Origin of the sequence: Erythrobacter sp. (assembly GCF_023653175.1) — a bacterium.
Taxonomy (GTDB): Bacteria; Pseudomonadota; Alphaproteobacteria; order Sphingomonadales; family Sphingomonadaceae; genus Erythrobacter.
Genome location: NZ_JAMNXL010000132.1, coordinates 1 through 10,222, shown reverse-complemented (window position 1 = coordinate 10,222; position 10,222 = coordinate 1). Strand labels below are relative to the sequence as shown.

Here is a 10,222-nt window from a genome sequence, read left to right as displayed (position 1 = left end):
GCGTGCCTCGACCGCTTCGACAGCGTTCTTGAGCACATTGGTCATGGCCTGCCCGAACTGGTGGCGGTCGCAACGGATCTCGCGGTCGATCAATTCCGAGGATGCGACCGAGAAGGCGATGCCGGAATGGGCGACTTCCTGGAGGAACACCGCCTGGCGCACCAGATCGAGCGCGTCCTCGTCGCGGAACACCGGCTTGGGCAAGCGGGCGAAGGAGGAGAACTCGTCGACCATTTTGCGCAGATCGCCGACCTGGCGCACGATGGTGTTGGTGAGATCGTCGAACAGCTCGCGGTCCTCGTCGCCGACCTGCTTGCGGTAACGGCGTTTCAAGCGCTCGGTCGCGAGCTGAATCGGGGTGAGCGGGTTCTTGATCTCGTGCGCGATGCGGCGCGCGACATCGGACCAGGCGGCCTGGCGCTGGTCGAGCAGCTGGCGGGTGATGTCCTCGAAGGTGATCACACGACCATCGTCGGTCCCGGGCGCGACCTTGACCGCCAGAGTCAGCAGATCGGTGCCCTTGGCATGGGTAATGATCGCCCGCTCCTTGCCTTCGAACACGATCCGGGCGAGTTCGGGGGCGAGGGTCTCAAGCGTCTGGCCGATAAGATCGGCGGGCAGCCCGCCATGGGCGAGCAGCGCCTGCGCCGAGGAGTTCATCAGGGTCACCCGCGCCTCGGCATCGACCGAAATCACCCCCGCCGTCACGGATTCGAGCACGGCTTCGGTGAAGGCGCGGCGGTCGTCGATCTGGCGGTTGGCGCTCACCAGCGCCTGGGTCTGCTTCTCGAGCTGCGCGGTCATGCGGTTGAAGGCGCGGTTCAAGAGGCCGATCTCGTCCGCCCCGGTGCGGCCTTCGAGCCTGAGCGCGAAGTTCCCCTGCCCCACCTTGCGCGCGGCGCCGACAAGGTTGGTGAGCGGCTCGACCTGCCGGTCGGCGAAGCGCAGCGCAAACCAGATCGCGAGACCCACTAGCAGCAGGCTCACCGCGACCAGCGCGATGTTAAAGCGCAGCTGCAAGGCACGCGCGCTCCCCGTCAGCCGGTCATAGGCGGTGACGATCGACTGCGCACGCGACCAGGAGTTGAACATCGTCTCCTCGGTGGTGCGCGCGTTATACAGATAGATGCCGGTCTGCGCATCGATCGGCACCAGCGCCTCGATCCGCTCGGGGCTGCCGACCACCACGGCAAGCTCGCCGCGATCAAGCCGCGGGAGCGCGGCGCGGCTGAAGGCGAGCGGGCTGTTCCCCTCGCTCAGATCGAGCGCGGCGGCGGTGCGGAACGATCCGTCCTTCATCCGCTGGAGGATCGCGCTCTCCGAAATCTCGCGGGCCTGGGCCTGATAGGCGTAGAAATCGGGGAAGTCGGGATCGGTGATCGGCACCCGCGCGAGCGTGTCGCGCATGTCGGACGCCATGATGACGGTGTTGTTTTCAACGTCGCGCTGGTTGGCGTCGTAGTAGTTCTGCGCCAGTGCGTTGGCGTTCTCCATCAGCCCGCGCGATTCGTCGGAGAACCAGAAGTCGACCCCGGTCTGGAACAGGAAGGCGGCAAACCCTGCCACCAGTAACGTCGGCAGCGCGGCGACCATCGAGAAGAAGAAGACGAGCCGAACGTGGAGCCGCGCGGTGCTCCCTGCCGCGCGGCGCAGCGCGAGACGGCGGCCGATCAGCACCAGCAGTGCCATCGCCGGCACCAGCGTCGCCATCAGAAGCACCGAGGCCTGCATCGTCGGCAGCAGGTCGTCGGTTGCGGCAGAGCGCCCGTAAGTCGACCAGGTGGCGACAATCGCCGCCCCCAGCGCGATCACCGCCAGCCCTTCGAGCCAAGCGAAAAGGTTCGCCCGGCGTCCCGCGAGCAAAAGCCGCCGCCACCAGCGCGGAGGCTGGCGCAGGGCCGGACGCGGTGCTTTGGGTGTGGGTTGCGCCATCGTTGCCTCTTTACAACAATGGTGTGGCCGATTTGCAAGCCAGCACGGCCGAAATCCTGCGGTTGTGCGACGTTTCGTGCCCCGCGCGCGCCGATCAGGAGGGCGAGAAGCGTTCCGGCTCCAGTCCCAGCTCGCCGATCCGCTTGCGCAGCGTGTTGCGGTTGATGCCAAGGAGCTGCGCCGCGCGCAGCTGGTTGCCCCCGGTACGCCCCAGGGCATATTCGATAAGCGGCCTTTCGAAGGCGGCCAGTGCGCGGTGATAGAGCGCGCCCGGAGGTGGGCTTTCAGCGGCCAGCCACGCCGACAGGGCCCCGCCGAAGCCCCCTTGTCCGGCATCCTGTGGGACGCTCGCCGGCGCGATATCGGGGCCGATGATGTCACACACCACCTCGGCGTCGATCCGCTCCTCGCGCGCCATCAGCGCGAGGCGATAGACCACGTTGCGCAGCTCGCGGACATTGCCGCGCCAGCTGCGCGCCTCGAGCCGCTCGATCGCGTCTGTCGTCAGCACGCGGCGCGGGAGTCCGTCCTCAGCGGCGAGCACGAGGAAGTGCTGGGCAAGCGCGGCAATATCCTCGCGCCGCTCGCGCAAGGGCGGCAGCACGATGGGGACGACGTTGAGGCGATAGAACAGGTCTTCGCGGAAAGTGCCGGCGGCGATCATCGGGGTGAGGTCGCGGTTGGTGGCGGCGATGATGCGGACATTGACCGCGATCTCCTGCCGCCCGCCGACTCGCCGGATGCGCCCCGATTGCAGCGCGCGCAGCAGCCGGGTCTGGGCCTCGGCCGGCATGTCGCCGATCTCGTCGAGGAACAGCGTGCCGCCATTGGCCTGTTCGAACTTGCCTATTGCCTGGGCGATGGCCCCGGTGAAGGCGCCCTTCTCGTGCCCGAACAGCTCGCTTTCGACGAGGTCGGCGGGGATCGCGGCGGTGTTGACCGCGACGAAGGGCCCGGTGCGGCGGTTGCCGAGCTCGTGGATCGCCTCGGCGACCAGCTCCTTGCCCGTCCCGCTCTCGCCGGTGACAAGGACGGTCAGATCATTGCGCAGCACCCGCGTGATCATGCGGTAGACGCCCTGCATCGCTGGGCTGCGCCCGACAAGCGGCATGCGCTCGCCCTCGCCCGGGATCGCGGCGCTGGTGTCCTCCGCCGAGGGCGAGCGCGCGCCCGCGGCCTGGCGGACGGCATGGACAAGCTCGTCGAGATCGAAGGGCTTCGGGAAATATTCGAAGGCGTCGCTTTCACTGGCACGCACGGCGGTATCGAGGGTGTTCTGCGCCGAGAGCACGATCACCGGCATGTCGGGCGCGCGTTCGCGCACGGCGGAGAGGCTGGCGAGCCCGTCACCATCCTCGAGGATCACGTCGGTGAGCATCACCGCAAAGCGCCGTTTGGCGAGCAGCTTGTCGCGCGCGGCGATGCCGGTGCAGTGGGCGATGGCAAAACCCTCGTCCTCGAGGGCGGCGATGATCACCGTGGCGATCGCGATGTCGTCCTCGACGAGCAGGACCGGATCATGCGCGTGTCCCATCAGGCCGCTTCCGGTGCCTGTGGCAGATGCAGGCGGAAATTGGTCAGCCCGGCGCGCGCGTCGCGGTCATGGCTGACATTGCCGTTCATGTCGCGCACCAGCTTGCGCACCAGCGAGAGGCCCAGGCCCTGGCCTGAGGGCTTGGACGAGACGAAGGGCTCGAAAACGTGGTCGCGCAAGGTGGGGTCGATCCCGCGGCCATTGTCGGAAATGGTGATTTCGATCGGCAACGGCACTGCGCGGCCGTTGCGGATCGCGCTGAACGCAAGGCCGCTGACGAAGCGGGTCTGGACGATGATCAGGCCGCCCTTGGCACCGCCTGCCAGCGCCGCATCGCGGGCATTGGAGATAAGGTTGATCAGCACCTGTTCCAGCGCGTCGCGATTGGCGAGCACCGGCGGGAGCGAAGGATCGAACTCCTCGCGGATCTCGATCTCGCCCAGCGCGCTTCCGGCCGCACGCATCGTGGCGACCGCGGCGCGGATCGCCTCGTGCGGGTTGCAGGGGTCGACCGAGGCGGTCCGGGTGCTGCCCAATTGCTGCATCCGGTCGATCAGCCGCGCGATCCGGTCGACCTCGTCGGTGATCATCTTGGCGAGCTTCTTGTCGGCATGCGGCAGCTTTCGCGCGGCCAATTGCCCGGCCCCGCGGATTGCGGCGAGCGGGTTCTTGATCTCGTGCGCGAGCACCGCGGGCGCGCCGAGCATCGCCTCGCTGTTGCCGGGATTGGCGGCGTCGTCATGGCCGATTTGCGAGAGCGTCACCACCCGCCAGCCCGGAAAGCCGCCGAGCGGCGAGGCGGTGAGGTTGACGCGGCTTTCCTGCGCGGCGACCCGGATCGCCAGATCGCGCGCGACCAGCGCCTCCTCGCTGGCGAGCAGCCGCGCCTCGACGCGCGTATCCAGCGGCCCGATGCGGTCGATGAGCCGTGTGCCGACAAGGCGCACCGAACTGGTGCCGAGCAGGTCCTCGGCGGCGTGATTGACCTCTGCGATTCTGCCATCGGGATCGATCAGCACCACCGCAAAGATCAGCCCGGAAAGCTGCGCACGCGCATCGGGGCGGCCCGCCCCCTGCGGTTCTGCGGGATGGCTCGCCACGCTCAGGCGGCCTGCTGCATCAGGAAGGGCGCGTAGAAACGCTCGATCTCGGAGAGCACTGTCGCGGCATCATCGATGAAATTGGCCCGGTTGCGGAACTCGGCCGAGCCATGGAGGCCCTTGGTGTACCACCCCAAGTGCTTCCTCGCCATCTTCACGCCGGTGTCGCGCCCGTAGTGATCGAGCATCCGGTTGTAGTGCTCGACCACAAGCGCGTATTGCTCGTCGATCCCCGGAGTGGCGCGCGCCTCGCCGGTGCGCCACCAGTGCATCACCTGACCGAGCAGCCACGGCTTGCCATAGGCGCCGCGCCCGATCATCAGCCCGTCCGCGCCCGATTGCTCCATCGCCTTGGCGGCGTCATCGATGCTGCAGATGTCGCCGTTGACGATGACGGGGATGCTGACCGCTTCCTTGACCTTGCGGACGAAGGCCCAGTCGGCGCTCCCCTTGTACATCTGGTTGCGGGTGCGCCCGTGGACGGTGATCATCTTCACCCCGAGGTCCTCGGCCATGCGGGCGAGGTCAGGCGCGTTGAGGCTCTGGTGATCCCAGCCCATGCGCATCTTGACCGTTACCGGCACCTTCACCGCCTTGACCGTGGCCTCCATCAGCCGCACCGCGAGCGGCACTTCGCGCATCAGGGCGGAGCCTGCGAACTGGCCGACGACCTTGCGTACCGGGCAGCCGAAATTGATGTCGATGATCGCCGCGCCATTGCCTTCCTGGATCTTCGCCGCCTCGGCCATGCTGGCCGGGTCGCAGCCGACCAGCTGCATCGAGACCGGCTCCTCGATCCGGTCCCAGGCTGTCTTCTGCGTGCTGACGCGGGTCTCACGGATCGCCGCCTCGCTCGCCACCATCTCGGTGACGTTGAGGCCCGAGCCATAGCGGCGCACCAGCGTGCGGAACGGCATGTCGGTGACGCCGGTCATCGGCGCGAGGATCACGGGCTCGGCGACCACGACGGGGCCGATGGCGATCGGCTTCAAGGCCGGCGGAGGGGGGAGCGGGGTCATGTCGGGGGTAATGCCTAAAATATGGGCAGCGCATAGTGGATTGCCGAAAGCCCGTCCAGTGCCTAAGCGAAGGCCCCGATGGACGGTCCCACCCCCCTCCCCCCTTTCGCCGCGGTCGTGGTCGCGGCGGGCAAGGGCCTGCGCGCGGGCGGGCATATTCCAAAGCAATTCCGGATATTACGGGGCAAACCGATCATCCGTTGGTCGATTGAAGCGCTTGCCCACGCGGGTGCGGATAGGATCGTAACGGTGATCGCCCCCGAGACCCGTGCCGAGGCCGAAGCGGCTCTGGCGGGCATTGCGGGCGTGCACTTCGTCGCCGGCGGTGCAACCCGGCAGGAGTCGGTGCGCGCGGGGCTTGAGGCGCTGGTGGATAAACCACCCACGCGCGTGCTGATCCATGACGCCGCCCGCCCCGATCTCCCCCGCGAAGTGATTTCCCGCCTGCTGGCATCGCTCGATGAGCACCCGGGGGCGATCCCGGTGCTGCCGGTGGTCGACAGCCTCGCGGTGGCGGGAGACGGCAACGTGATGACCGGCAAGGCCGAGCGAGAGAGCCTGCGCCGCGTCCAGACCCCGCAGGCCTTCCGCTACCCCGCGATCCTCGCCGCCCACCGCGACTGGCCGGGCGCGCCTGACGCGGGCGACGATGCGCAGGTGCTGATGGCCAGCAATGGTTCAGTTGCCCTCATTGATGGCGACGAGCGCCTCAAGAAGATCACCTTTGCCGAGGACCTCATGGACCACTCCGCCGCACCCGCCTTCCGCATTGGCCAAGGTTTCGACGTTCACCGGCTTGAAGCGGGCGAGGAGTTGTGGCTCGGCGGGGTGCTGATCCCGCACGACAAGGGTCTCTCCGGCCATTCCGACGCCGACGTTGCGCTCCATGCGATCACCGATGCGGTGCTCGGCGCGGTCGGCGAGGGCGATATCGGCACCCACTTCCCGCCCAGCGACCCGCAGTGGCGCGGGGCGCGTTCGGGGCGGTTCCTCGAGCATGCCGTCAGCCTTGCCCGCGCGGCCGGCTACGCAATCGCCAATGTCGACCTCACGCTGATCTGCGAGGCTCCGAAGATCGGCCCGCACCGCCCCGGCATGCGCGCCGAAGTCGCGAGGCTGATGGGGCTCGGCGAAAACGCGGTCAGCATCAAGGCCACAACCACCGAGAAACTCGGCTTCACCGGCCGCGGCGAGGGTATCGCCGCGCAGGCCATCGTTCTTGTCACCCGCATGCCGCAAGGAGACCTGCCATGACCCGTAGTCTGATCGCCCCCGCCCTCGCCCTCACCGCGCTCGCCTCGGCCACCTCCGCACAAGCGCAGCAACAGGCTTGCGTCCAGCCTGCCGACCTTGCCGACGCGGTCGTCTATGCCATGCCGATCGCCTTTGACGCCGCGCGCACCGCCTGCGGCGATCGCTTTGCCGCCAGCGGCTTCATAGCCCGCGAAGGCGACGCCTACATCTCAACCTTCCGCGGCGGGCAGAACAAGGCCTGGCCGGGCGCCTTCCGCTTCCTCAAGACCTTCATGAACGAGGGCGGCGCGGGCCAGAAGGGCAAGGACGCGGACATGGCGGCGATGATCGGGGCATTGCCCAAAGAGGCGCTGCGTCCCTTCGTCGATGCCCTCGTCGGCCAGATGATTGCCAGCGAGATCAAGCCCGACAGCTGCGGCAAGATCGAGCGCGGGGTGGAGCTGCTGAGCCCGCTGCCGGGCGAGAACCTCGGCGGGCTGATCGCCTTCATCGTCGAACTCACGGACATGAAGAACCCGCCGGCCTGCAGCGCGGCTGCGACAGTGAAGTAGGCTGCGTCATGCCCCCCCTCTCGCTCCTCCCCGAAGACATCGCCGCCCTCGCCGCCCGCGTGGTGTCGGAGAATGCCGCAGCGGGACGCACGATCGCCACCGCCGAAAGCTGCACCGGCGGGCTGGTCGCAGGCGCGATCACCGAGATCGCGGGTTCCTCCGCCGTGCTAGACCGGGGCTTCGTGACATATTCGAACGAGGCCAAGATGGAGATGCTCGGCGTGCCGAGCGACATCATCGAGGCCTTCGGCGCGGTCTCGATCGCCTGCGCCTGGGCGATGGCCAAGGGCGCGCTCGACCGCTCCAAGGCGGATGTGGCCGTGGCGATAAGCGGCGTGGCGGGGCCCGGCGGGGGCACGCTGCACAAGCCGGTCGGCACCGTGGTTTTTGCCCGCGTGGTGCGCGGCGCAACCGGTGAGCCGGAGGGCGAACTCAGGTTCTTCGACGGCGGCGAGGGCCCCGGCGGGCGCGCCGAGATCCGCCGTCAGGCAACGCTCTGCGCGCTCGAACTGCTGCTGCCGTAAAGCGCTGCGGCGCGCTTCTCGAAGGCTTCGACCATCTTCCTGAAGGCCTTGTCGAAATATTGCCCCGCGATCCGTTCGAACAGACGGTTCTTGAAGGTGAAGTCGACAACGAAGTCGATCTCGCAGCTATGGTCATCGACCGCGCGGAAGGTCCACACATTGTCGAGGTCGCTCAATGGCCCGTCGAGATAGTGGACGTCGATTTCTTGCGGGCGGGTCTTGGAGACGCGGCTGGTGAAGCTCTCGCGGATCGCCTTGAAGCCCACGACCATGTCGGCGACCATCTCGGTCTCGCTGTTCGAGCGCACCCGGGTGGCGATCACCCAGGGCAGGAACTCGGGATAGCGGGCGACGTCCGCCACCAGATCGAACATCTGCTGGGCGCTATAGGGCAGGCGGCGGGTTTCGCGGATGCCGGGCACCGGAGCTAGGCCTTTGCCCCCGAACGGGCGTTCTCGCGCGCGAGCTTCTCTTCGCGCGCGGCGCGCATCTTCGCAAAGTCATCGCCTGCGTGGTAGCTTGACCGGGTCAGCGGCGAGGAGGCGACCTGCAGGAAACCCTTGGCCCGCGCGATCGCGCCATAGGCGGCAAACGCCTTGGGGGTGACGAATTCCTCGACCGACGCGTGCTTGGGGGTCGGCTGGAGATACTGCCCCATGGTGATGAAATCGACCTCGGCCGAGCGCATGTCGTCCATCACCTGGTGCACCTCGAGGCGCTGTTCGCCGAGGCCCAGCATGATCCCCGACTTGGTGAAGATCAGCGGATTGTGCGCCTTCACTTCCTCCAGCAGCCTGAGCGAGGCATAATAACGCGCGCCTGGGCGGATCGTGGGATAGAGCCGGGGGACGGTCTCGAGATTGTGGTTGTAGACGTCGGGCCCCGCTTCGCAGATCATCTCCACCGCGCGGCGCATCTTGCCGCGGAAATCGGGGGTGAGTATCTCGATGGTGGTGTTCGGCGTGGTTCGACGCAGCGCCTCGATCACCTTGACGAACTGGCTCGCCCCGCCGTCGGCCAGATCGTCGCGATCCACCGATGTGATGACGATGTGTTCGAGCCCCATTTTGGCCGCGGCGATCGCGGTGTTTTCCGGCTCGAAGGGATCGACCGCTTTGGGCATCCCGGTCTTGACGTTGCAAAAGGCGCAGGCCCGCGTGCAGACATCGCCGAGGATCATGACGGTCGCGTGCTTCTTGGTCCAGCACTCGCCGATGTTCGGACAGGCCGCTTCCTCGCACACCGTGTGCAGGTTGAGCTCGCGCATCAACCGGCGCGTCTCGTTATAGCCCTCGCTCACCGGGGCGCGCACGCGGATCCAGTCGGGCTTGCGCTGGCGGGCGGGCCGGTCGGCGGGCGGGCTCGGCTGCGGCGGGCTGGAGAGGTCGTTCATGGGAGCCATTTAGTCGCGAGAGCGGCGTCCCGCAAGCGCAGCGGCCCCTGCCATTCTTGCGAAGAATGCTTGCGGGCTGCATAGCGGCGCAATGTCGGACACAGCCCTCAGAAACATCGCCCTCCTGATCGATGCGGACAACACCAGCCCGCAGGCGATCGACCCGGTGCTGACCGTCATGGCCGAGCTTGGCCAGGTCAACATCCGCCGCGCCTATGGCAATTTCGCCAAGGACAATCTGGCGAAGTGGGACCGGATCACCAACAAGTTCGGCATCCGCCCGCAGCAGCAGTTCGACATCTCCAAGGGCAAGAACGCGACCGACATGGCGATGACGATCGACGCCATCGACCTGCTCTACCAGGGCAAGGTCGACGGCTTCGGAATCATGACTTCGGACAGCGATTTCACCCCGCTCGTCACCCGGCTGCGGCAGGACGGGATCCTCGTCTACGGCTTCGGCGAGAAGAAGACCCCCGAGGCGTTCCAGGCGGTGTGCACGCGGTTTCTCTACATCGACGAACTGATCGCCAGCAACCGCGACGAGGCCCCGGGCGCGCCAGTCCCGAACAAACCGGTGGTGGGCGATCTCCACGAGCTGATCCTGGCCGCCTACCGCGAGGCCAAGCGCGATGACGAGGGCTACGCGCTGCTTCAGCAGGTCGGGCAGATCGCGGGCAACCGCTCGAGCTTCGATGTGCGCAACTACGGCTTCAAGCGCCTCTCCGACCTGTTCGCCTCGCTCGACAACTTCAAGGTCGAGCGGCGCGACAGCCAGCTTTACGTCAAGCGGCTGCGCTAGCCCGACAAGGAAAGAGCGCCGGAGCGGTGGCCCGCCCGGCGCTCTTGCCATGTTCAGTCCCGAGCGACGCGATCAGCCACCGGTTGCCGGCGCGCTCTTCTGCTCGGCATAGG

10 protein-coding genes are annotated in these 10,222 nt (G+C 67.4%); 4 read left to right on the top strand and 6 right to left on the bottom strand.

Features of this window, described 5'->3' with window-relative positions:
* The 4 genes from NBV68_RS13865 to dusB all read right to left on the bottom strand — a co-directional run.
* Positions 1-1,932: HAMP domain-containing protein (locus NBV68_RS13865; RefSeq protein ID WP_296310723.1), on the bottom strand; the 1,932-nt coding region annotated here is incomplete at its 3' end.
* Between the two features lie 94 nt (positions 1,933-2,026).
* The gene (locus NBV68_RS13860) at positions 2,027-3,466 is read right to left on the bottom strand and encodes a sigma-54 dependent transcriptional regulator (RefSeq protein ID WP_296310721.1); all 1,440 of its coding nucleotides are present in this window, start codon (positions 3,464-3,466) and stop codon (positions 2,027-2,029) included.
* Positions 3,466-4,566 carry an ATP-binding protein gene (locus NBV68_RS13855; protein ID WP_296310719.1) on the bottom strand — a complete coding sequence of 367 codons (1,101 nt, stop codon included), beginning with the start codon at positions 4,564-4,566 and terminating at the stop codon, positions 3,466-3,468. The genes NBV68_RS13860 and NBV68_RS13855 overlap by 1 nt, the downstream gene beginning before the upstream one ends.
* A gap of 2 nt (positions 4,567-4,568) precedes the next feature.
* Positions 4,569-5,585 carry a tRNA dihydrouridine synthase DusB gene (dusB, locus tag NBV68_RS13850; RefSeq protein ID WP_296310717.1) on the bottom strand — a complete coding sequence of 339 codons (1,017 nt, stop codon included), beginning with the start codon at positions 5,583-5,585 and terminating at the stop codon, positions 4,569-4,571.
* Positions 5,586-5,663: 78 nt separating this feature from the next.
* On the opposite strand from dusB, the gene NBV68_RS13845 reads away from it, so the two are divergent.
* Genes NBV68_RS13845 through NBV68_RS13835 form a run of 3 tightly spaced genes read left to right on the top strand, consistent with a single transcriptional unit; the run spans position 5,664 to position 7,914 of the window.
* Entirely contained in the window at positions 5,664-6,839 is a 1,176-nt protein-coding gene (locus NBV68_RS13845) for a bifunctional 2-C-methyl-D-erythritol 4-phosphate cytidylyltransferase/2-C-methyl-D-erythritol 2,4-cyclodiphosphate synthase (protein ID WP_296310716.1), read from the top strand.
* Positions 6,836-7,390: a hypothetical protein gene (locus tag NBV68_RS13840; protein ID WP_296310715.1), complete on the top strand. Its 555-nt coding sequence runs from the start codon at positions 6,836-6,838 to the stop codon at positions 7,388-7,390. Before NBV68_RS13845 ends, NBV68_RS13840 begins: the two co-directional genes overlap by 4 nt.
* An 8-nt stretch (positions 7,391-7,398) precedes the next feature.
* The gene (locus tag NBV68_RS13835) at positions 7,399-7,914 is read left to right on the top strand and encodes a CinA family protein (RefSeq protein WP_296310713.1); all 516 of its coding nucleotides are present in this window, start codon (positions 7,399-7,401) and stop codon (positions 7,912-7,914) included.
* On the opposite strand, the gene NBV68_RS13830 is transcribed toward NBV68_RS13835, so the two are convergent.
* Both NBV68_RS13830 and lipA read right to left on the bottom strand, forming a co-directional pair.
* On the bottom strand, positions 7,875-8,336 hold the full coding sequence (locus NBV68_RS13830; RefSeq protein ID WP_296310712.1) for a type II toxin-antitoxin system RatA family toxin: 462 nt from the start codon (positions 8,334-8,336) through the stop codon (positions 7,875-7,877). The genes NBV68_RS13835 and NBV68_RS13830 overlap by 40 nt on opposite strands.
* A 5-nt stretch (positions 8,337-8,341) precedes the next feature.
* Positions 8,342-9,307: a lipoyl synthase gene (gene lipA / locus NBV68_RS13825; RefSeq protein ID WP_296310711.1), complete on the bottom strand. Its 966-nt coding sequence runs from the start codon at positions 9,305-9,307 to the stop codon at positions 8,342-8,344.
* Between the two features lie 91 nt (positions 9,308-9,398).
* Here lipA and NBV68_RS13820 point away from each other — a divergent pair, with 91 nt between their 5' ends.
* Entirely contained in the window at positions 9,399-10,109 is a 711-nt protein-coding gene (locus tag NBV68_RS13820; protein WP_296310709.1) for an NYN domain-containing protein, read from the top strand.
* Positions 10,110-10,222 lie beyond the last annotated feature (113 nt).